At 43.7% G+C, this 21,640-nt stretch carries 18 protein-coding genes and 1 riboswitch; of the genes, 17 read left to right on the top strand and 1 reads right to left on the bottom strand.

The features are described 5' to 3' along the window. Window positions 1-67 precede the first annotated feature (67 nt). Window positions 68-151, top strand: a riboswitch (cyclic di-GMP riboswitch). A 170-nt stretch (window positions 152-321) separates the two neighbouring features. The 9 genes from AB5642_RS03395 (at window position 322) to AB5642_RS03355 (ending at window position 10,718) form a co-directional block, all read left to right on the top strand. Further along, window positions 322-1,338, top strand: coding sequence for a hypothetical protein (locus AB5642_RS03395; protein WP_233456081.1), 1,017 nt, complete (start codon window positions 322-324; stop codon window positions 1,336-1,338). A gap of 645 nt (window positions 1,339-1,983) precedes the next feature. After that, window positions 1,984-3,651, top strand: coding sequence for a transcription termination factor Rho (gene rho, locus AB5642_RS03390; RefSeq protein ID WP_173773995.1), 1,668 nt, complete (start codon window positions 1,984-1,986; stop codon window positions 3,649-3,651). A 168-nt stretch (window positions 3,652-3,819) separates the two neighbouring features. Then, window positions 3,820-4,023 (top strand): 50S ribosomal protein L31, encoded by a 204-nt coding sequence (gene rpmE, locus AB5642_RS03385; RefSeq protein ID WP_173716501.1) that lies wholly within the window; start codon window positions 3,820-3,822, stop codon window positions 4,021-4,023. A gap of 87 nt (window positions 4,024-4,110) precedes the next feature. Beyond that, window positions 4,111-5,181, top strand: coding sequence for a DUF1385 domain-containing protein (locus AB5642_RS03380; RefSeq protein ID WP_368371458.1), 1,071 nt, complete (start codon window positions 4,111-4,113; stop codon window positions 5,179-5,181). Beyond that, a complete protein-coding gene (gene prmC / locus AB5642_RS03375; RefSeq protein WP_368371457.1) occupies window positions 5,178-6,047 on the top strand; it encodes a peptide chain release factor N(5)-glutamine methyltransferase in 870 nt (289 codons plus the stop codon). The genes AB5642_RS03380 and prmC overlap by 4 nt, the downstream gene beginning before the upstream one ends. Window positions 6,048-6,088: 41 nt before the next feature. Beyond that, window positions 6,089-7,162, top strand: coding sequence for a peptide chain release factor 1 (gene prfA / locus AB5642_RS03370; RefSeq protein ID WP_118578120.1), 1,074 nt, complete (start codon window positions 6,089-6,091; stop codon window positions 7,160-7,162). 91 nt (window positions 7,163-7,253) lie between these two features. Next, window positions 7,254-8,171 carry a sugar phosphate nucleotidyltransferase gene (locus tag AB5642_RS03365; protein WP_368371456.1) on the top strand — a complete coding sequence of 306 codons (918 nt, stop codon included), beginning with the start codon at window positions 7,254-7,256 and terminating at the stop codon, window positions 8,169-8,171. Window positions 8,172-8,283: 112 nt separating this feature from the next. Continuing rightward, a complete protein-coding gene (glmM, locus tag AB5642_RS03360; protein WP_173718197.1) occupies window positions 8,284-9,630 on the top strand; it encodes a phosphoglucosamine mutase in 1,347 nt (448 codons plus the stop codon). 2 nt (window positions 9,631-9,632) lie between these two features. After that, the gene (locus AB5642_RS03355; protein ID WP_173771007.1) at window positions 9,633-10,718 is read left to right on the top strand and encodes a lipopolysaccharide assembly protein LapB; all 1,086 of its coding nucleotides are present in this window, start codon (window positions 9,633-9,635) and stop codon (window positions 10,716-10,718) included. A 102-nt stretch (window positions 10,719-10,820) separates the two neighbouring features. Here the strand turns inward: AB5642_RS03355 and AB5642_RS03350 are convergent, their stop codons facing one another. Continuing rightward, entirely contained in the window at window positions 10,821-11,705 is an 885-nt protein-coding gene (locus AB5642_RS03350; protein WP_368371455.1) for a transglutaminase domain-containing protein, read from the bottom strand. Between the two features lie 338 nt (window positions 11,706-12,043). Here AB5642_RS03350 and hflX point away from each other — a divergent pair, with 338 nt between their 5' ends. The 8 genes from hflX (at window position 12,044) to AB5642_RS03310 (ending at window position 21,625) form a co-directional block, all read left to right on the top strand. Further along, window positions 12,044-13,279 carry a GTPase HflX gene (hflX, locus tag AB5642_RS03345; protein ID WP_195380137.1) on the top strand — a complete coding sequence of 412 codons (1,236 nt, stop codon included), beginning with the start codon at window positions 12,044-12,046 and terminating at the stop codon, window positions 13,277-13,279. 387 nt (window positions 13,280-13,666) lie between these two features. Continuing rightward, a complete protein-coding gene (locus AB5642_RS03340; protein WP_173716016.1) occupies window positions 13,667-14,698 on the top strand; it encodes a M42 family metallopeptidase in 1,032 nt (343 codons plus the stop codon). A gap of 103 nt (window positions 14,699-14,801) precedes the next feature. Beyond that, window positions 14,802-15,470 carry a response regulator transcription factor gene (locus AB5642_RS03335; RefSeq protein WP_118578126.1) on the top strand — a complete coding sequence of 223 codons (669 nt, stop codon included), beginning with the start codon at window positions 14,802-14,804 and terminating at the stop codon, window positions 15,468-15,470. Then, window positions 15,467-16,450, top strand: a complete 984-nt coding sequence (locus tag AB5642_RS03330; RefSeq protein WP_195589671.1) for a sensor histidine kinase — start codon at window positions 15,467-15,469, stop codon at window positions 16,448-16,450. Before AB5642_RS03335 ends, AB5642_RS03330 begins: the two co-directional genes overlap by 4 nt. Before the next feature lie 113 nt (window positions 16,451-16,563). Next, window positions 16,564-17,634, top strand: a complete 1,071-nt coding sequence (locus tag AB5642_RS03325; RefSeq protein WP_118578128.1) for a PTS transporter subunit IIC — start codon at window positions 16,564-16,566, stop codon at window positions 17,632-17,634. 89 nt (window positions 17,635-17,723) lie between these two features. Continuing rightward, the gene (locus AB5642_RS03320; RefSeq protein ID WP_148461082.1) at window positions 17,724-17,855 is read left to right on the top strand and encodes a FeoB-associated Cys-rich membrane protein; all 132 of its coding nucleotides are present in this window, start codon (window positions 17,724-17,726) and stop codon (window positions 17,853-17,855) included. Between the two features lie 241 nt (window positions 17,856-18,096). Further along, window positions 18,097-18,750, top strand: a complete 654-nt coding sequence (locus AB5642_RS03315; protein ID WP_148461083.1) for a hypothetical protein — start codon at window positions 18,097-18,099, stop codon at window positions 18,748-18,750. A gap of 349 nt (window positions 18,751-19,099) precedes the next feature. Next, window positions 19,100-21,625, top strand: a complete 2,526-nt coding sequence (locus AB5642_RS03310) for a glycyl radical protein (RefSeq protein ID WP_173718191.1) — start codon at window positions 19,100-19,102, stop codon at window positions 21,623-21,625. The last annotated feature ends 15 nt before the right edge of the window (window positions 21,626-21,640 follow it).

Here is a 21,640-nt window from a genome sequence, read left to right as displayed (position 1 = left end):
CAGATTTTTGTAAGTTTTAACAAGGAAATTCCGTTGACAAAAGTGACAGTTTGCTTTATTATATGAAGTGAATAAAAGGCAAACCTGTTGAAAGACAGGGACGCAAAGCCAAGGGTCTAAGGTCTCAGGACTATGACAGCCGGTTGCCGCATTGATATTGATTAGGTAATGTAATATGACAGGAGACGTGGTTCTTCTGTTTGTGGCGACCGTTTATTTAATCTGATAAACGGTTTTTTTATTTCCACAAACTGATGGGACTGATAGTTTCCAGATAGCGGCAAGTCAGTTACATTATGGTTCAAGAAAGGTGTGTTATTTATGAAAGGAAAGAAATTAACAGAGTGGCTCGCAAATAAAAAAGTTGTTTCCAGTTGTGCTGCTATAGCATTGGCAGCAGTGATCGGCGGCGTTTCATTATTCTCAGGAGCAGGAGAAACACCTGAATTCCCCAGTTATACAGATCCGATCATGGAGACTTCCATCATAGAAGATGAAACTCCACTGGCTTCCCAGCCGAAGACTACTGTGAAGACTACCTCCAGTACCAAGACAATCAGGAAGACTGTTAAATTAAAAAAGGCTTCCAAGAAGAGCTACACCAAGAAACTGAAAACCAAAACAAAAGTAACCAATAAAACAAATAAAGCCGGTAATACAACAGTAGATACCAAGACAACCGTTGTTACCAAAGCAACAGCGAAATACACCAAGAAATCCAAAAAGAAAGTTGTTACATCCAAGATCACAACAACTGTTCAGACAACAACTACACAGCAGGTATCAATTGCCAATGAGACCGCTGTAAGCACTACTTCTTCTGGTACTTCCGTTTCCCAGGCAACTGCAGCAGCAAGCTCTTCACAGAACCAGAGTAAATACGAAGCAAATGTAGCAAGTGTTGCAGGCAAGATGGACAATCGTGTAATTGCAGCATATCAGCAGCTGGGATTTAAGCTTGTTGTTGATCCATCCGTCAACTATTCCGGATATTTTGATGCAAGATCAAGATCTATTACAATGAAGCAGATCGATGATTCTGTTTATCATGAGCTGGGTCATTTCCTCGCATTCATCGCAGGAAATGTAGATAAGACAGCAAGCTTCCAGAGCATTTTTGTAGCTGAGAAGGCAAATGTTACAGCCTTCAATAAAGCCTATGTAACACAGAATGCTTCCGAATATTTTGCAGAATCTGTTAAGGATTACATCTTGAACAATGCTTCCCTGAAGAACACCAGACCACAGACTTATGCAGCTGTTCAGAATGCATTGAATCAGATTACAGATGCACAGATCGCTAAGATTCAGAAGATTTATGGAGCGTTCTGGAACTAATGATTTTAAAGATGACCGGCACCCGGAGAAATATCTCCGGGTGTTTTACTGTGGATACCACAGGCGCGGGAAAATAGTGTTTTATAAAAAGGTAAGTGACAGATGGTACTTACCTTTTTGTCACCGGGAGAACCTTAATCTTATATATGTCGAGTTGCTGTTCACTGGTAACATTCCGCGAGGTGTTTTTTGTGAACAAAGTTCACAGAAAACCCGAGAATTAAGTTTGCGCAGCAAACGCTACTTCTTGTGCTTGTCACAAGAAGGTTCGTCTTTCTGTGCATTGCGAAGTGTGTTACTGGTCACGGAGTGAACAGTAACTATGTCGAAGAGTCTGGATATGTGTCGACAGAAAATTCTTGCAATGAAAAACCTTAGGTGTGTATAATACAAAACAAAGGTTATCACTTTCTTGCAGGCAGGGATAGATATATTGGGGTCACTGGTCCTAAGTGAACAGTAATATATATTTGGAATAGATGTAGACACGGCGCCTGAAATGTGTTAGAATCAACTTTAATAAGTTTTTTGAAGGATGTTTTTATAATTCAGTATATAGCTTCTGTCTAATCAGACATTTGTATCCCGTTAAATCAAAATTGAAATGTGTTTTAGAATTGTATTAGTCGAAGAGGTAGATGATTGATGAAAGAAAAGTATGAATCATTATCCCTGGCTACGCTGAAAGACTTGGCAAAAGCCAGAGGACTGAAGGGCATTTCTACTATGAGAAAGCCTGAATTAATTGAACGTATGCTGGAAGAGGACAGGAAAGAACAGACTGCAGAAAATGAGCAGACTATTTCCGGAACAGCAGAAGAGAATACCATACCTGCAAGACCAGAGCCTGTGGCAGCAGAAAAAACAGAAAATTCGGGAAGTGTTTCTGCACCGGAGAGAAGAGAAGCACCAACCAGATCCCGTACCGTTATACGGCGTAATCCTGAGTACCGCAGCAATAATTATGGCAGAAATGAAAATGCAGGACGCCAGAACAGTTATAATGGGGAAAACAGACCGGAGAACTTCGTGAAGCGCACTCCTGTAGCGAAACCTGTAGAAGTGGTTCCGCCAGCCGAATTAAGACCTGAGGAAACGGAGCAGCCCCGTACAGGCGCAGCCAGTGAGAACCGTACAGAAGAGGGAGTAAGCAACGCTTACAATGTTCCGGCTGAAACGGTCCAGCTTGACAGTGGCGAAAAGGCCAATGGAATCCTGGAGGTTATGCCGGATGGTTTTGGATTTATTCGAAGTGAGAATTATCTTCCAGGAGAGAATGATATCTATGTTTCCCCGTCACAGATCCGCAGATTTAATTTGAAGACAGGAGATATTATTCAGGGAAATATCCGTATTAAAACACAGGGGGAGAAATTCAGTGCCCTTTTATATGTAACGTCTATCAATGGTTTCCATCCAAGTGAGGGACAGAAGAGATACAATTTTGAAAACATGACCCCAATCTTCCCAGATGAACGTCTGATCATGGAGCGTCCCGGCGGAACTACTGCCATGCGTATCGTAGATCTGATCAGCCCTATCGGAAAGGGACAACGTGGTATGATTGTTTCCCCGCCTAAGGCAGGTAAGACTACTTTGCTTAAGGATGTTGCGAAATCTATTCTTAAGAATAACAAGGATATGCATCTGATAATTCTTCTTATTGATGAACGTCCTGAGGAAGTTACCGATATCAGGGAAGCAATACAGGGACCGAACGTGGAAGTTATTTATTCCACATTTGATGAGCTTCCGGAGCATCATAAGCGTGTATCCGAGATGGTTGTAGAGCGTGCACGCCGCCTTGTAGAACATAAGCAGGATGTTGTGATCCTTCTGGATTCCATTACCAGACTGGCAAGAGCCTATAACCTGGTTGTTCCCCCAAGTGGAAGAACTCTGTCAGGAGGTCTTGATCCGGGAGCACTTCATATGCCGAAGCGCTTCTTTGGTGCAGCACGTAATATGCGTGAGGGAGGAAGCCTTACCATTCTTGCCACTGCACTGGTTGACACCGGAAGCAAAATGGATGACGTTATTTACGAGGAATTCAAGGGAACCGGCAATATGGAACTTGTTCTTGACCGCAAGCTGCAGGAGAAACGGGTTTTTCCGGCCATCGACATTCAGAAATCCGGTACCAGACGAGAAGATCTGCTTCTGAGCAAAGACGAGCAGGAAGCTGTATATATTATGCGAAAGGCTCTTAACGGAATGAAGTCTGATGAGGCAGTGGAACAGATCCTGAACATGTTTGCACGTACTGCAAATAATGCTGAATTTGTGCAAATGGTAAAAAAACAGAAATTGTAATGTTCACAAAAAACACCGTGCAGAATATTATCTGGGATTAGTTTTAGAAATTTTTATAAATAACTTGCATTTCTCATAACGCCATGCTATAATCAGTAGGCTGTGTAAAGTGTGAATTCGTCAGATTCAACGCAAATAAAATAGAATAAATATAGAGAGGTGAAAATCATGAGAGAAGGAATCCATCCGAATTACTATCAGGCAACTGTAACCTGCAACTGCGGTAATACTTTTGTAACAGGATCTACCAAGCAGGATATCCACGTAGAAATCTGCTCCAAATGTCATCCGTTCTATACAGGACAGCAGAAAGCTACTCAGGCTCGCGGACGTATCAATAAGTTCAACGAGAGATATGGCCTGAATAAATAATTTGAATATTACTGAATGAGAAGGTTGAGGTTGGGAAATCTCAACCTTTCTTTGTAATTTGACTGAATTTATGAGACGGAGGATAAAATGAAACCATCTAACATCGGTGGACAAGCTGTAATGGAGGGCATTATGATGCGTCATAAGGACAAATATTCCATTGCAGTGCGCCGTCCTGATAAAGAAATTGAAGTAAAGGTTGAAGATTACAAATGTATCTTTGGCAAGGCAAAGATCTGGCGCAAGCCCGTTATCCGCGGAATGGTCAGCTTCATCGATTCTCTGGTAACAGGAACTAAATGCCTGATGTATTCAGCAGAGATTGCAGGTGATGAGGAGGATGAGGAAGAGACTAAGAAGAATGCAGCTCTTTCTCCGGAGGAAATGGAGGCTAAGAAGAAAAAAGAGGACAGGGCATTTAAGGTTTTACTTTATGCGACAGTAGCTGTTTCTATAGTGGTTTCTATTGCCGCATTTATGCTTCTGCCTTATGCGCTGGCAAGCCTTTGCCGTAAGGTAGGTGCTTCCGAGGTGATAGTTACTATTGTGGAAGCATTTGTGAAGCTGGGCTTATTTATGGGATATATGCTTTTGATTTCCAGAATGAAGGATATCCAGAGAACCTTTATGTATCATGGAGCAGAGCATAAATGTATTAACTGTGTGGAGAATGGCAAGCCATTGACAGTGGAGAATGTACTGGAAAGCTCCAGATTCCATAGGCGATGTGGAACAAGCTTTTTATTCCTGGTTATGCTGGTAAGTATTTTCCTGCATTTTATTTTCGTATTGGTACCTTCATATTGGCTGCGTCTTTTTGGACGTCTCCTTATGGTGCCTATTGTATCCGGAATTTCATTTGAGATTATCCAGTGGGCAGGAAGAACTGACAGCAAATTTGCCCTGATGATGAGCAAGCCAGGTATGGCAATGCAGAAATTTACTACTAAGGAGCCTACAGCTGATATGGCAGAGGTTGCTATTAAGGCTGTGGAGGCTGTGTTTGACTGGAGAGCATATTTAAAGACAGAATTCAATCTGGATATTCCATATGAGAACAAAGAAAACGGTGATCTTTCCGCTGCTTCCGCGCAATCTGAAAGCGGGGACAGTGAAGAACGTACCGGGAATGTACCGGAAACGGGAGCTGCACAATGACTTCTCTGGAAACATTATTAAAAGAAGGAACCAAGGTTCTGGAGCAGCATAAGATCCAGGAAGCCAGGCTTGATGCCTGGCTTCTTCTGGAGTATGTGACCGGGATGAACAGAGCCTTTTATTTCGCTCATTCAGCTGACGGGATGGATGAGGAAAAAGCAGACAGATACCGGGAACTGATCCGGAAAAGAGCAGCTCATGTTCCATTACAGCATATTACCCACCAGGCATATTTTATGGGATTTGAATTTTATGTAAATCAAAACGTACTGGTTCCGAGGCAGGATACGGAGACATTGGTGGAGAAGGCTCTGGAAGTTATGAAAGGGAAAAAGACACCAGGGATTCTGGATATGTGCACCGGATCGGGGTGTATTCTTTTAAGTCTTCTGGCACTTACCGGGGATGCATATGGTGTGGGTGCTGATGTTTCCCCACTTGCTCTTCAGGTGGCAGATAAGAATGCGGTAAGCCTGGAAGTGTCAGACAGAGCTGTTTTCGTGGAAAGCAACTTGTTTTCGTCAGCTTTTTTTCAACAAAACACTGGCAAAGATATGCCTCAGTATGATATCCTTATTTCGAATCCCCCCTATATCAGAAGTGCAGAGATTGAAAATCTTATGGAAGAAGTGCGGGATCACGATCCAAGACTTGCACTGGATGGCCATGAAGATGGTCTGTATTTTTACAGAAAAATCGTATCGGAGGGAAAGGCTTTCCTAAAGGAAAATGGCTGGATGCTGTTTGAAATCGGATATGATCAGGGCGAAGCTGTGAAGAGTCTGATGCGGGAAAATGGCTTTTTTGATGTACAGATTGTTAAAGACCTGACGGGACTTGACAGAGTTGTGTTGGGCAGACGATAGTTTTATATAAGTAAAGAGAAGAACATAACAGGAGGAAAACCATGTTTGACAAGTTGGACGATTTGCTCATACGTTTCGAGGAAGTTCTGAATGAGCTGGGGGAGCCAGATGTAACATCTAATCCAGATCGTTTCCAGAAGCTTATGAAGGAACAGAGCGACCTGCAGCCAATTGTGGATACCTATAAGGAATATAAGAAAAATAAAGAAACAATTCAGGACAGCCTTTCCATGCTGGAAGAGGAGAAAGATGAGGATATGAGAGAAATGCTCAAGGAAGAGCTTTCCGATGCCAAGAAGCGCGTGGAAGAGCTGGAGCATGAACTGAAAATTCTTCTTCTGCCTAAGGACCCTAACGATAATAAGAACGTTATCGTGGAAATCCGTGCCGGTGCCGGTGGAGATGAGGCTGCTCTTTTTGCAGCTGAGATTTACAGAATGTATGTAAAATATGCAGAATCCAGGCGCTGGAAAACAGAGATGATGAGCTTAAACGAGAATGGAATCGGCGGATTCAAAGAGGTTACCTTTATGATAAACGGTGCCGGAGCTTATTCCAGACTGAAGTATGAGAGTGGCGTACACCGGGTACAGAGGGTTCCGGAGACGGAATCCGGCGGAAGAATCCATACATCCACCTGTACGGTTGCAATTATGCCGGAAGCTGAGGAGATTGATTTCCATCTGGATATGAATGATTGTAAATTCGACGTATTCCGCGCTTCCGGAAATGGTGGACAGTGCGTCAATACTACAGACTCCGCAGTACGACTGACCCATATTCCTACAGGAATCGTAATTTCCTGTCAGGATGAGAAGTCCCAGCTGAAGAATAAGGATAAGGCATTGAAGGTTCTTCGTTCCCGTCTGTATGAGATGGAGCTGGCCAAGCAGCATGATGCAGAGGCAGAAGCAAGAAGAAGCCAGATTGGTACAGGCGACCGTTCTGAGAAAATCAGAACCTATAATTTCCCACAGGGACGTGTGACAGATCATCGTATCAAGCTTACACTTCACAGACTGGATAACATTCTGAATGGAGATCTGGATGAAATCATCGACAGCCTGATCGCAGCAGACCAGGCAGCGAAATTGAGCAATCTGCAGGAACAGTAAACTTAAAGTTACTGCTTTTGTGTAAAAGTTGCTGACCAGGCTATGGGCAGTAGCAAAATAACAATCATGTGAAAATTGGGAGGATATACCTATGAAAAAAACAGCTCTTGTAATTATGGCAGCCGGAGTTGGAAGCAGATTTGGAAATGGAATCAAGCAGCTTGCACCAGTTGGACCAAACGGTGAGATCATTATGGATTATTCCATTAGAGACGCACTGGAGGCTGGCTTCAATAAAATTGTATTCATTATCCGTAAGGATCTGGAAGAAGAATTTAAAAGCACCATCGGTGCAAGAGTAGAGAAGATCGCAGAAGTTGCGTATGCATATCAGGAAATGGAGAAGCTTCCGGAAGGCTTTGTGAAACCGGCAGACAGAACCAAACCATGGGGAACCGGTCATGCTGTTATCTGTGCAAGAGAGTTCCTTACAGAGCCGTTTGCAGTTATCAATGCAGATGACTATTATGGAAAGGAAGCATACGTAAAAGTACATGATTATCTGGTTCATGAGCAGCCGGCAGATGATGTCCTGCATATTTGCATGGCAGGCTTCCGTCTTGGAAACACCTTAAGTGATAATGGAAGTGTTACAAGAGGACTTTGCCACATTACAGACGGCAAGCTTACAGGTGTTACCGAGACACACAATATTTTTAAAACAGCAGATGGCGCTGAGAGCCGCGAAGATGGCCAGCCGGCAGAGAAACTTGACTTAAACGAGCTTGTTTCCATGAACATGTGGGGACTGACTCCTGCGTTTATGGATACTTTATATGATGGATTTGTAGAGTTTCTTCAGAATGTAAAAGCTGGTGATATCAAGGCAGAGTATCTTCTTCCGGTTATGATTGATGCATTGATCCAGAAGGGAACTGCCCAGGTAGATGTGCTTGAGACAAAGGATACCTGGTTTGGTGTAACTTATCAAGAAGATAAAGAGGTTGTGATCAAAGCCTTTAAAGAGCTTACCGAGGCTGGCGTATATCCAAACGGACTTTACAAATAAGATTATCGGATACTGTATATTGTAATTGTTTGCAGTTTTGCCTGAAAATATGGAAAAGAATGTATGATTCCTATATGCTTTCAGGTGTAATAAACAAGGAGGATAATTAGATATGGGAAAATATTTTGGAACAGACGGATTTCGTGGAGAGGCGAATGTTCAGCTGACAGTTGATAATGCGTTTAAAGTAGGACGTTATGTAGGCTGGTATTATGGACGTGACCATAAGGCGAAGATCGTAATCGGAAAAGATACCAGACGAAGCAGCTATATGTTTGAGTATGCCCTTGTTGCAGGACTTACCGCTTCCGGAGCAGATGCTTATCTTCTGCATGTAACCACTACTCCAAGTGTATCCTTTGCGGTTCGTACAGAGGATTTTGACTGCGGTATTATGATTTCCGCAAGCCATAACCCATTCTATGATAATGGAATCAAGCTTCTGAATGGAAACGGACAGAAGATTGAGGCTGAGATCGAGGAGCGTATTGAGGCCTACATCGATGGCGAGATCGAGGAGCTTCCTCTTGCACGCAAAGAAGACATTGGACGTACTGTTGATTTTGCTTCCGGACGAAACCGCTATATCGGATACCTGATCTCCATTCCAAGCCGTGATTTCAAAAATGTAAAAGTCGGACTTGACTGTGCCAACGGAAGCTCATCCGCAATTGCAAAAAGTGTTTTCGAGGCACTTCAGGCGAAAACTTATGTGATCAACAATCAGCCGGATGGAACTAACATCAATACAAACTGCGGTTCCACCCATATTGAAGTCCTTCAGAAATATGTGGTAGACAATGGCCTGGACATTGGATTTGCCTATGATGGAGATGCTGACCGTTGTATCGCAGTTGATCATCGTGGAAATATCATCGATGGTGACAAGATTATGTATGTCTGCGGTAAGTATCTGAAAGAGCAGGGGAAACTGAATGGAAATACTGTTGTTACCACAGTGATGTCCAATATGGGACTTTACAAAGCTCTGGAGCGTGAAGGAATGCGTTATGAGCAGACTGCCGTTGGTGACAAATACGTTGCCGAGAATATGATGGCAAATAACTACAGCATTGGTGGAGAACAGTCCGGACATATTATTTTCAGCCGTTATGCAGCTACAGGTGATGGTATCCTTACTTCTCTTATGGTCATGGAAGCATGTGTAGATAAGAAGTCTACTTTATGTGATCTTGCCAAAGAGATGAAGGTTTATCCGCAGGTTCTTCGAAATGTACGTGTAGCAGATAAGAAGACTGCGCGTGAGAACCCGAAGGTGGTTGAAGCAGTCGAAGCAGCAGGAAAGGCACTTGGCGATTCCGGACGTATTCTGGTCCGTGAGAGCGGTACAGAGCCGTTGATCCGTGTTATGGTGGAGGCCGAGACAGATGAGCTTTGCCATCAGTATGTAGACAGTGTTGTGGAAGTAATGGAAGCCGAAGGACTGATCGTTGGTTGAGAATGAAAATCAGAAAAACAGCATTAATATTGACAGCGGTCATGGGGCTTTCCCTTCTGGCTGGCTGTGATAATGAAAAACAGCAGATTTTTACGGAAGCAGAGAAAGATCTGGAGCAGGGCAGCTATGAGTATGCGCTGGATGAATTTACTACTTCTGTGAATAATGGTGTGAAGCCTGCAGTGTCTTACCGCGGGATTGGAATCTGTCAGCTGCGTCTGGGAAATTATGATGATGCCATTACTGCTTTTACCAGTGCTCTTGGCGAGGAGAAAGTAAGTAAAAGTATGGCCCGGGACCTGTATCTGTATCGCGCTACAGCACGTTTGCAGGCTGGGTATCTGGATGATGCCATGGCAGACTGTCAGGTGCTTGCCCAGAATTATGAGATGGATGCAGATGCCTGGTTCCTTACTGGAAAGGTTGCCCTGGAAATGGATGGCTATGATGAAGCTGCCTCTGATTTTGAGCAGGCATATGGGGAAGATTCCAGCTATGACCGGGCCATCCAGATTTACGAGACGTACCTGAATAAGGACATGGAAGCGGATGGAACCAGATATCTGGAGGCTGTCTTGTCTACAGAGGCAAAGGGAGCAGAGGATCTTTGCAGCCGGGGAAGAATCTATTACTATATGGGAGATTATACCAATGCCCAGAAAGAGCTGACAGATGCTTCCAATCAGGGAAGTACAGAGGCACTTCTGGTCCTTGGAATGGTCTATGGCGCCCAGTCAGATTACGCAAATGCCCGGGCAATGTACCAGCAGTATATCAATCAGAAGCTGGATGATACGTCCGGGAATCAGACACAGACTGCCGCACAGGGATACAATGGACTGGCAATGTGCGATATGGCAGAAGGAAACTATGATTCTGCCCTGGAAAATATCAGCAGCGGAATTACCATTGCTTCCGATGATGAAATGCAGAGCTTGTTATTTAATGAAATTGTAGCTTATGAGAAGAAACTGGATTTTTCCACAGCGCAGGAGAAAGCTGTGTCTTATGTCGGAATGTATCCGGAGGATGAAGAAGCTGCGAAAGAGCTTGATTTCCTGAAATCCAGGACTGGAAGTAATGAATAGGAAACAGAGAAGGTTCTTGAAGCTATTTTTATAATCAAAAAAGGATTTGAAATCTGAGGCAATATTGAATGCCGGATTTCAAATCCTTTTTTGGTAATATACTCAGATCTTTTTTACATAAAGGCGGTTGCCACGATACATGGGGCGGCCGTTCACGCCACTGAGATCGTAGGACATTGCAAAGTAGGAATCCACGCTGCTTACAAGCGCCCAGTCAGGATCATAGACTTTTCCACCAATTTCAGCCCAGCCGTGACCGCCGGAGCAGATTACATAAACTTTTTTCATTCCTACAGCGTTTGCAAGGTAGGCGAAAGCTGCTGCATAGGAAACACAGTCACCTCGTCCGCCGCGGAAAAACATATCTTCAGCGAAATCCTTTTCCCAGTCCTGTGTATTTCTGAATTCACGCCAGCAATAGTAGGTGTACTGCTTCTTGACGTAATCAAAGCTGGCACGGAGACGCTGCATTTTGTTCATTCCTGGTCTGCTGATCTTTTCTACAATCTTGTTCGCTTCTGTCATTAGCTTCAGCTTGCGCAGGTTAGAACCGGATTTGCTGGCACGTCCGGAAGCATCAAGGGCGATACCATTTATAGTGGTGGAGGTCAGCATGTATGCGCCGGTGGTTCCTGTGCTGATACGGAAAAAGTAGTAATTATTTTTGATTTTTTTCCAGCCGTAACGCTGAATTCCATTTTTGTCAAAAAAGTAATAGCGGGATCCGATTTTGACTTTGCCTTTGACTTTCTTGCCGCGGGCATTGTAATAGTAGTGGCGGCCCTTGATGGTCTTCCAGGTACCAGAAGAGGAACTGGAAGCTTGTCCCTTACCGGAATGGGTCTTCTTATTGGTGACAGTGGAAGAAGATTTCGCAGTTTGGGAAACAGATGTCCGAGCAGCTGCCTGGGTGGGAAGAGTACCTGTCAGGAGTGTACAGGACAGGCAAAGGCATGCTGCAAGAGTTTTGAGATTTTTCTTTTTCATAGGTTCCTCCTTTTTGGGTCTTTTACTATTATTATATACTATATGAGATCTGAACTGTAGTTGTTGTTTTCAGATTTGAAATATGTTACTGTTCACTCCGTTCACAGTAACGCGCTTCGCGATGCACAGAAATCATGCATTCGCATGATTTCGCGCCGCAATTCTCGGGTTTTCTGTGAACTTTGTTCACAAAAAACGCCTCGCGGAACGTTACCAGTGAACAGTAACTGAAATATACCTCTCCCAAAAGGAATGGGTTTGTGTTATACTCTAACAGATGATTTTCAGATAGAAAAGTAACTGAAAGTTAGTTTATGGATGATCCGGAAGGAGGATTTATGGAATATATTGAAGAAATACAGGAGCAGGTGATTCTGGTTGGCGTTCAGCTGGATGAGAACGATAATGTGAAAGAATCCCTGGATGAACTGGAGGAGCTTGCAGATACTGCCGGAGCTCAGACAGTGGGAAAAATTATCCAGAACCGTGAGACTGTACATCCTGGAACTTATATTGGAAAAGGAAAGATCGAGGAGGTACGTGCTCTTATGCTGGCCACGGATGCTACAGGAATCATCTGTGACGATGAGCTTTCCCCGGCACAGATGAACAATCTGGAGCATGAGCTGGAATGTAAGGTAATGGACAGAACTCTTCTGATCCTTGACATTTTCGCAAAACATGCCACTACCAGCGAGGGAAAGATTCAGGTTGAGCTTGCACAGCTCCGTTACAGAGCATCCAGACTGGTAGGACTAGGTGCGTCTTTGTCCAGACTTGGAGGAGGAATCGGAACCCGAGGTCCTGGAGAGAAGAAGCTGGAGAGCGACCGACGTCTGATCCGAAAGAGAATCACAGCGCTGAAGGAAGAGCTTTCCCAGGTAGAGAAGCACAGAGAACTGCTCCGTACCGGACGTACCCGGGGAAAGATGAAGACTGTTGCTATTGTAGGTTATACCAATGCAGGTAAATCTACATTGTTAAATACCCTCACTGGAGCCGGAGTGCTTTCAGAGGATAAGCTGTTTGCCACATTGGATCCTACAACCAGAGCATTGACATTAGATGACGGACAGCAGATCCTGCTTACAGATACTGTTGGATTTATCCGTAAACTGCCGCATAATCTGGTTGAAGCTTTTAAGAGTACCCTGGAGGAAGCGAAATATGCAGATTATATTATTCATGTGGTAGACTGTTCGAATCCTCAGGCGGTACAGCAGATGGAGGTTGTTTATGATACCCTGCAGGAGCTTGGTGTCCAGGGCAAAAAGACGATTACTTTATTTAACAAGGTCGATGTGGGTGCAGCAATCCGCATGCGCGACAGTATGGCAGACCATACTCTTAAGGTTTCGGCCAAAACAGGGGAAGGTCTGGAGGATTTAAAGCAGCTTCTGGGGAAAATCCTTTCTGAAGAGCAGATTTATGTGGAAAAAATTTTTTCCTATCAGGAGGCTGGCAAGATCCAGCTGATCCGGGAATATGGGCAGCTGCTTTCGGAGGAGTACACAGATACTGGAATTCTGGTGAAAGCCAGAGTGCCGCAGGAAATTCATGGGAAGCTTATGTGACGCAGCCAGACCTGTGGAATTGGCAAAAAGTATGGGTTTATAAAGTTATCACATTTGAGGATAATAAGTAAATATAATGATATGAGTGTCAAAAGGTCTTTTGACACTCATTTGATACCCAGATTGCTACGCAGCTACGCTGCTCCCGCAATCCTCCAAATATTCGAAATCCGCTGATTTACTGCGTAAATCGCTACTTTCTCATATTTGGCGTGTCCCAAGTTCAAAAGCCTTATCGTGCAAGCACGAACAGCTTTTTGACCTTTTGACACTGGTATCATATAATGTTATCGCTTAAAAGTAATTTCTGTGAGGCGCATTGCTATACAGAAAGTGAAGAACGATAGGTAAGAAGACTAAAATTTGTAAAAAACAGGAGAGAATATCATGGGAAAATACACAGATTACATTATGAAAACAGCACAGGATCTGCTTTCAGTGCCAAGTCCAAGTGGTTTTACCCACATGGCAGCAGATTTTGTAAAAAAAGAATTTGAAAAGCTGGGCTATGAGCCGCAGATCACCCAGAAGGGGGCTGTGCTTGTAAAGCTTGGAGGAAAAGACGATGAGAATGCAGTGGTTCTGGCAGCTCACATGGATACTCTTGGCGGAATGGTCTGCCAGATCATGGACAACGGACATCTGAAACTGACTAATATCGGCGGTATGAATCCAAACAATGCAGAGGCTGAGAATTGTAAGGTTTATACAAAGTCCGGCAAAGTATATGATGCAACTTTCCAGCTGGAGAATGCGTCTGTTCATGTAAACGGCGAGTATAGCGATACCAAACGTACTTATGAGACGATGGAGGCCATTCTTGATGAGCCGGTGAAGAATAAAGAGGATGTGAAAAAACTTGGAATCATGACAGGCGATTTTGTCTGCTTTGATCCAAGGACAGTTGTGACTGAGAGCGGATACATCAAGAGCCGTTTCCTTGATGATAAATTCAGCACTGCTATTCTTCTCGGCTATGCTAAATATCTGAAAGAGAAAGAAATTCAGACAGAGCGTACCATTTATGTACTGATCACTTCTTATGAGGAAGTGGGACATGGTGGATGTGCCGCTATCCCAGATGGAGTGACAGAGATGATCTCCGTAGATATGGGATGTGTTGGAAAAGGCCTGGAATGTGATGAAACCATGGTTTCAATCTGCGCTAAGGACAGTATGGGACCATATGATTACCAGGTGGTTTCCGGTCTGATCAAGGCTGCACAGGAGAATGACATTGCGTTTGCTGTGGATGTGTATCCTCATTATGGCTCTGATGTGGATGCGGCACTGAAAGCAGGCTATGATATGAAGCATGGTCTGATCGGACCGGGAGTTTACGCATCTCATGGATACGAGCGGTCACACAGGGATGGAGCGAAGAATACACTGAAATTACTGAAGGCATATTTAGGATAAAAGTCCTGCGCGGTAGCGCTAAAGGCGCGGAACAATCGACTTTCATTTGGGGTGATGTCTGCGCAGGCAGACATGTCCGTTTAGAAGAAAAACTTGATTAAAAATGTATAAAATATTAATAATAGAAGATGACGAAATTATTGTACAGATAGTAAAGCGACATTTGGAATCCTGGGGATATGAGGTCTTTCAGATCGAAGATTTCACTCATGTGATTCAGGAGTTTGTGCAAAAAGATCCACAGCTGGTGCTGCTGGATTTGAAACTGCCGTTTTTTAACGGTTTTCATTGGTGTGAGGAAATCCGCAAAATTTCACAGGTACCAGTGATGTTTCTGTCTTCAGCGGCTGACAATATGAATATGGTAATGGCCATGAGCCGGGGTGCAGATGATTTTATCGCGAAACCTTTTGATCTGGATGTGTTAACTGCGAAGGTGCAGGCTGTGCTTCGCAGAACCTATGCCTTTGGTCAGAACAACAGTCTTCTGGAAAGGGGCGGCGTAGTGCTGAATCCTGGAAATGGGACGATTTCAGTGGATGGAAAGCTTGCAGACCTGACGAAAAACGAATTGAAGATATTGCAGATACTATTTGAACATCAGGGGCATGTTGTATCCAGAGAGTCGATTATGACAAAACTGTGGGAGAGCGACAGCTTTGTGGATGACAATACTTTGACAGTAAACATCACAAGAATCCGTCGGAAGCTGGAAGGTCTGGGTGTAGAGAACTTCATTATCACCAAAAAAGGCCTGGGGTACATGGTATGATTAAATATCTGAAAACCAGATGGAAAACAGGTGTTTTGGCTTTACTTATGGTAGCGGTAACGGCTGGAATCCTTTTTCTGTATGATATTCCGCTGGAGCCTGTAGGTTATGTGGCGGTTTTTGAAATGCTGCTGACAGGCCTGGGGCTTATGTGGGATTACCATAAATACCGGAAAAAGCAGGAAAGTCTGCTTTACATAAGAGACTGCGGCAATTTTTCAGAAGAATATCTGGAGGCTCCGGAGAATGAAAATGAGGCTATTTACCGGGAAATCTGCCGTAGTCTGGATGAGAAGAGAATAGAGGCTGAAAATCAGAGAAGTGCTTTTGGTACAGAATTGACAGACTTTTATACGCTGTGGGTTCACCAGATCAAAACACCTATTGCTGCAGCAAGACTGCTTCTTCAGGAAGAGAAGCCCAGACCTCAGGAGATTCAGAATGAGCTTTTTAAGGTGGAGCAGTACGTGGAGATGGTGCTGGGGTATCTTCGAACGGAGGATATGGCTTCAGACATCCGCTTTGAGGAAGTGGATATGGATTCTCTGATTCGTGAGCAGATTCACAAATTTGCCAGAATATTTATTGGGAAAAAGCTTTCTCTGGAGTATCAAGAGGTATCGGAAACGGTGCTTACAGATGAAAAATGGCTTGGCTTTGTGTTGGGACAAATTTTATCAAATGCACTGAAATACACAAAAAAAGGAAAAATATCCATCTATATGAGCATATCCAGGCCGCATACGCTGGTGATCGAAGATACTGGAATCGGAATCCGTGCCGAAGATTTGCCCCGGGTTTTTGAAAAGGGGTTTACTGGCTATAATGGACGTGAAGAGAACAGGTCTACTGGAATTGGGCTTTATCTTTGCGGAAAGATTATGAAAAGGCTGGATCACGGAATCAGGATAGAGTCGGAGCTTGGAAAAGGGACGAAGGTATTTCTTGAACTGGGAAGGAAGAAGATGGATCTATATTAGAGCGTGTTCGGAAAAAACAATCTCGCAGTCTGCATGCCCCACTTTTCGGTGTATTTTGCAGATTGCAAGATTAATTTTTTACATGCTTTAGATGGTGGGGACAAGGAGAGAGTATGAAAGCGATAAAGAAGGTTTTAAACAATATTTTTATTGATGGTTTAAGCGGAATGGCTTTGGGGTTGTTTTCTACTTTGATCATCGGAACTATTTTGAAACAGATTGGTGATTTGATGGGCGGTACATATGGCACTTATTTAAGTGCATTTGCAGTGGTTGCCCAGAGGCTTACAGGTGCCGGAATCGGCATCGGTGTTGCGTATAAATTCCGGGAATCTACTTATGTGCTGTTGTCGGCTGCGGCAGCTGGAATGATTGGTGCCTATGCATCTAACCTGATTGCAGGAACCCTGTTGTCTGATACAGGGGCATTAGTGTTATCCGGTCCTGGCGAGCCTCTTGGAGCGTTTGTGGCTGCATATGTGGGAATTACGATTGGGAGGCTGGTTGCCGGAAAAACAAAACTGGATCTTCTTATTACACCAGCAATCACCATCCTTTCCGGTGGTGCTGTAGGGATACTGGTAGGACCGGGAGTATCAAGCTTCATGACATGGCTTGGCAACCTGGTAAACTGGGGAACTGAGCAGCAGCCAATCCTAATGGGAATTGTGGTTTCTGTCATCATGGGAATGGTACTGACTTTGCCAATTAGTTCTGCAGCTCTTGGAATTATTCTGGGGCTGAATGGCGTGGCAGCGGGTGCGGCAACGATCGGATGCTGCTGTCAGATGATTGGATTTGCAGTGACAAGTTTTAAGGATAATGGCGTGGGCGGTCTTTTTGCCCAGGGAATTGGAACTTCCATGCTGCAGATCCCTAATATTATGAAGCGTCCGCTGATCTGGCTGCCTCCTACACTGGCATCTGCTATTTTAGGCCCAATTGCCATTATCGGGCCTTTCCATATGACAAACAATGCAACTGGTTCCGGAATGGGAACCTCTGGTCTGGTTGGACAGATCATGACTTACCAGACTATGGTGGCAACAGAATCACCGGTGCTGGTAATTCTGAAAATTGTATTGTTCCACTTCCTACTTCCGGGACTGTTATCCTATGTGATTTACCGCGGAATGCGAAATATGGGATATATTAAAGACGGACAGATGAAGCTGAATGTGTAAGGAATATAAAATAAATATTGACATCTAATGAATGTTAGAATATACTAACAACATAAAGGAGCTTATAGGTAATCTGAAAGGAGTATCATATGGGAACAGTAGTTGTTGGTGCTATCGTAGTCGTAATAGCAGGTCTGGCAGTGAGAAGTATTGTGAAGGATAAAAAAAGCGGAAAAGGCTGCAATGGTAATTGTGGAAGCTGCGGCGGACACTGCCACTAAGATGTGAATGAGGCACTGGTATTTTACATAGCTGGTAAATAAGAAGATGAGGAAACTGCTGTATTGGAGAAATCTGATATGGCAGTTTTTTTATTGATAAAAAACAGAATGTGACAAACCCGCGAAAGAATTGCGCACACATTTTGGCACAGATTGTAAATGGGTATAAACTGTTATAAAATCAAAAATGCATATATATATTGTATTCTGTAATGTCCATATCATGAAGGGAGTGTTGAAAATGAAAAAGTCACTAAAAAAAATAATAACGGTTGTGCTGACATTTGCTATGATGTTTGCAATGACCGTGCCTGCTTACGCAAAAGAGGTATTTAAAATTCTTAAGACAAATGCAACTATTTATTCTTCTAAAACTATGGAAAATCGCAGATGCTACAATCCGGATGAACTTATTGCCTACATTGGAAAAAGAAAAGTAGTTGTGGAATCCAGTAATACAAAAGTTGCAACTGTAAAGATAAAGGATAATGCTATTTGGGCTACGCCCCAAAAAGCTGGCACAACAACTATTACTGTGAAAACTGAACGGGAAACTTACAAATGTACATTTACCGTGTATAAATATGTAAATCCTGTTTCTTCTGCAAAGGTGGGAAAGCTCACAATTAAAGGAACTGCTTTTAAAAAGAATGCAATTTATAATCTGCGTTATTCCAAATATAAAAATAAGAGTATCGCATTTAAATTTAATCTGAAAAAAGGTTGGAAACTCAGAGGGGGAATATCGTATGCAAGAAGTAACTGGGGTGTAGCAAAGATGTCACCAAATGGCAGCAAAATAAAAGTTGCAGGAGGATCTGGATTTCTTGCTGTTGCATTGGCTGAAAATATCAAGACGGGGCAGAGAGAAAGAATACACATATATTTCAAATAAATTGATAACTTTCAACGTATGGCACTGAACTGCTATATAATTTGTGTGGAGATATAATTTGAAAAGCGTTTTCCGAAATCAAAATATGAAAATCGGAAAACGCTTTTTGGTTTAATTGTGCTTTTTAATAAAAACAACGAAAAACCACAAAAATCAACCAAAAACACCAACTAAAACAACAAAACTGGTGTTGAATTATGTTGACACCGCATAGCAAATGACGTATAATGAGCATAGAAAACTATGTCATGGAACAACGGACATTTATGTTGCCGACAGAGAGAATATTGTGTTTTTGAGATACAGAATACTATTTCATATGCCGGGACATCCATGAGAAAGGAGAACCATGGAAAAATACAATACAAGTGAGATTCCCAAATCTTCCAGAATTACCCGCCTGGTAGATCATCTCTATGCCAAGATGCCGGAGATCGAATCTTACAGAGCGAAGCTGATCACAGAGTCCTATAAGGAGACGGAAGACCAGCCGATCATTACCAGAAGAGCGAAAGCTTTTTCCCACATTTTACATAATATTCCGATCATCATCCGTGATGAGGAACTGATCGTGGGAAGTAACTCCATTGCACCGAGAGGATGCCAGACATTCCCGGAATTTTCCTACCAGTGGCTGGAAGACGAGCTGGATACGGTTGCCACCAGAACTGCTGATCCATTCTATATTTCAGAGCAGGCCAAAGCAGATCTTCGCGAGGTACACAAATACTGGAAAGGCAAGACTACCAGTGAGCTTGCCACAGCATATATGGCACCGGAAGCAATCCGTGCCATCGATCACAACATTTTTACACCAGGAAATTATTTCTACAATGGTGTAGGACACGTTACAGTAAAGTATTGGGAAGTTCTTGAAATTGGATACGAAGGCATTATGGCGAAAGCACAGGCTGAGCTGGATAAATGCAATGTGGGGGATGGAGATTACGCAGAGCGTTCCCGTTTCCTGGAAGCAGTTATCATGAGCTGCCAGGCAGTGATTGATTATGCAGACAGATATGCAAAGCTTGCCCTTGAAATGGCAGAGAAATGTACAGATCCACAGCGTAAAGCAGAGCTTCTTGTGATTGCATCCAATTGCAGCAAGGTTCCGGCGAAGGGAGCTACCAATTTCTGGGAGGCGTGTCAGTCCTTCTGGTTTGTGCAGCAGCTTCTCCAGATGGAGTCTAGCGGACATTCCATTTCCCCAGGACGTTTCGACCAGTATATGTATCCTTATTATAAGAAGGATATTGAGAGCGGCGCGATTACCAGAACAGCAGCCCAGGAGCTTCTTGATTGCATCTGGGTAAAATTAAATGACCTGAATAAAGTCCGTGATGCTGCTTCCGCAGAAGGCTTCGCAGGCTACAGTCTGTTCCAGAACCTGATCGTAGGAGGTCAGGATAAAGATGGCAATGATGTGACCAATGACCTTTCCTTTATGTGTATTGAGGCATCCATGCATGTACATCTTCCGGCTCCGTCCCTTTCCATCCGTGTATGGAATGGTTCTCCTCATGACCTTCTGATCAAGGCAGCAGAGCTTACCAGAACGGGTATCGGACTTCCGGCTTATTATAACGACGAGGTAATCATCCCAGCACTGCAGAACAGAGGACTTTCCCTTGCAGATGCCCGTGAGTATAATATCATCGGTTGCGTAGAGCCACAGAAAGCAGGTAAGACAGAGGGATGGCATGATGCAGCATTCTTTAATATGTGCCGTCCGCTGGAGCTTGTATTTGCCAATGGTATGGATCAGGGCGAGATGGTCGGAATTCCTACCGGCGATGTAACCCAGATGGCTACATTCGATGAATTCTATGATGCATACAAGAAACAGATGGAGTACTGCATTTCCCTTCTTGTAAATGCAGATAATGCCATTGACGTGGCTCATGCAAAGCGTTGTCCGCTTCCATTCCTTTCCAGTATGATCGATGACTGTATCAAACGTGGAAAGACCGTACAGGAAGGCGGCGCAGTTTATAACTTTACCGGTCCCCAGGGCTTTGGTATTGCAAACATGGCAGATTCCCTGTATGCAATTCGTCAGCTGGTCTATGAAGAGAAGAAGTTTACGATGGAGGAGCTGAAGGAAGCTCTTGCATGGAACTATGGCAAAGGCCTGGATGAGCAGTCTGTGAAAGAGATCACAACCGGCATCTTAAGAGAGATGACTGAGAGCGGTGCCAAGGTTGATGCGGATACTGCAGCAGCTGTCCTGAAATCTGTTATGAATGCCCAGATGGCACCTGAGAAGATGGCAAGATACCAGGAAATCCACGATATGATCGCAGAAGTTCCGAAATTCGGAAATGATATTCCGGAAGTGGACTACTTCGCAAGAGATGTGGCTTACACATATACAAGACCGCTTCAGAACTTTAAGAACCCACGTGGTGGACAGTACCAGGCAGGACTTTATCCGGTTTCTGCAAACGTACCCCTTGGCGGACAGACTGGTGCTACACCAGATGGAAGATATGCACATACTCCGGTTGCAGATGGTGTTTCCCCATCCGCAGGTAAGGATGTGAACGGACCTACTGCAGCAGCAAGCTCTGTTGCAAAACTGGATCACTTCATCGTATCCAATGGTACTCTGTTCAATCAGAAATTCCATCCGTCAGCATTGTCTGGACGTGAGGGTCTTGAGAAGTTCGTTGCACTGATCCGCTCCTACTTCGATCAGAAGGGAATGCATATGCAGTTTAACGTTGTAAGCAGAGAGACACTGCTCGATGCACAGGCACATCCGGAGAACTATAAGCATCTGGTTGTACGTGTGGCTGGTTACAGTGCACTGTTTACTACACTTTCCAAATCGCTGCAGGATGACATTATCAGAAGAACTGAGCAGGGATTCTAAAAAGAAAGTCAGCAG

Source organism: Ruminococcus sp. 1001136sp1_2201st1_G3_2201SCRN_220225 (assembly GCF_040924365.1).
GTDB classification, from domain to species: domain Bacteria; phylum Bacillota; class Clostridia; order Lachnospirales; family Lachnospiraceae; genus Blautia_A; species Blautia_A faecis.
This window is presented reverse-complemented; position numbering and strand designations above follow the sequence as displayed.

What these genes read in the sequence shown, in the direction of transcription:
- AB5642_RS03395 (WP_233456081.1), top strand. Translation starts at nt 322, where the DNA reads ATGAAAGGAAAGAAATTAACAGAGTGGCTCGCAAATAAAAAAGTTGTT.
- rho (WP_173773995.1), top strand. Translation starts at nt 1,984, where the DNA reads ATGAAAGAAAAGTATGAATCATTATCCCTGGCTACGCTGAAAGACTTG.
- rpmE (WP_173716501.1), top strand. Translation starts at nt 3,820, where the DNA reads ATGAGAGAAGGAATCCATCCGAATTACTATCAGGCAACTGTAACCTGC.
- AB5642_RS03380 (WP_368371458.1), top strand. Translation starts at nt 4,111, where the DNA reads ATGAAACCATCTAACATCGGTGGACAAGCTGTAATGGAGGGCATTATG.
- prmC (WP_368371457.1), top strand. Translation starts at nt 5,178, where the DNA reads ATGACTTCTCTGGAAACATTATTAAAAGAAGGAACCAAGGTTCTGGAG.
- prfA (WP_118578120.1), top strand. Translation starts at nt 6,089, where the DNA reads ATGTTTGACAAGTTGGACGATTTGCTCATACGTTTCGAGGAAGTTCTG.
- AB5642_RS03365 (WP_368371456.1), top strand. Translation starts at nt 7,254, where the DNA reads ATGAAAAAAACAGCTCTTGTAATTATGGCAGCCGGAGTTGGAAGCAGA.
- glmM (WP_173718197.1), top strand. Translation starts at nt 8,284, where the DNA reads ATGGGAAAATATTTTGGAACAGACGGATTTCGTGGAGAGGCGAATGTT.
- AB5642_RS03355 (WP_173771007.1), top strand. Translation starts at nt 9,633, where the DNA reads ATGAAAATCAGAAAAACAGCATTAATATTGACAGCGGTCATGGGGCTT.
- AB5642_RS03350 (WP_368371455.1), bottom strand. Translation starts at nt 11,705, where the DNA reads ATGAAAAAGAAAAATCTCAAAACTCTTGCAGCATGCCTTTGCCTGTCC.
- hflX (WP_195380137.1), top strand. Translation starts at nt 12,044, where the DNA reads ATGGAATATATTGAAGAAATACAGGAGCAGGTGATTCTGGTTGGCGTT.
- AB5642_RS03340 (WP_173716016.1), top strand. Translation starts at nt 13,667, where the DNA reads ATGGGAAAATACACAGATTACATTATGAAAACAGCACAGGATCTGCTT.
- AB5642_RS03335 (WP_118578126.1), top strand. Translation starts at nt 14,802, where the DNA reads ATGTATAAAATATTAATAATAGAAGATGACGAAATTATTGTACAGATA.
- AB5642_RS03330 (WP_195589671.1), top strand. Translation starts at nt 15,467, where the DNA reads ATGATTAAATATCTGAAAACCAGATGGAAAACAGGTGTTTTGGCTTTA.
- AB5642_RS03325 (WP_118578128.1), top strand. Translation starts at nt 16,564, where the DNA reads ATGAAAGCGATAAAGAAGGTTTTAAACAATATTTTTATTGATGGTTTA.
- AB5642_RS03320 (WP_148461082.1), top strand. Translation starts at nt 17,724, where the DNA reads ATGGGAACAGTAGTTGTTGGTGCTATCGTAGTCGTAATAGCAGGTCTG.
- AB5642_RS03315 (WP_148461083.1), top strand. Translation starts at nt 18,097, where the DNA reads ATGAAAAAGTCACTAAAAAAAATAATAACGGTTGTGCTGACATTTGCT.
- AB5642_RS03310 (WP_173718191.1), top strand. Translation starts at nt 19,100, where the DNA reads ATGGAAAAATACAATACAAGTGAGATTCCCAAATCTTCCAGAATTACC.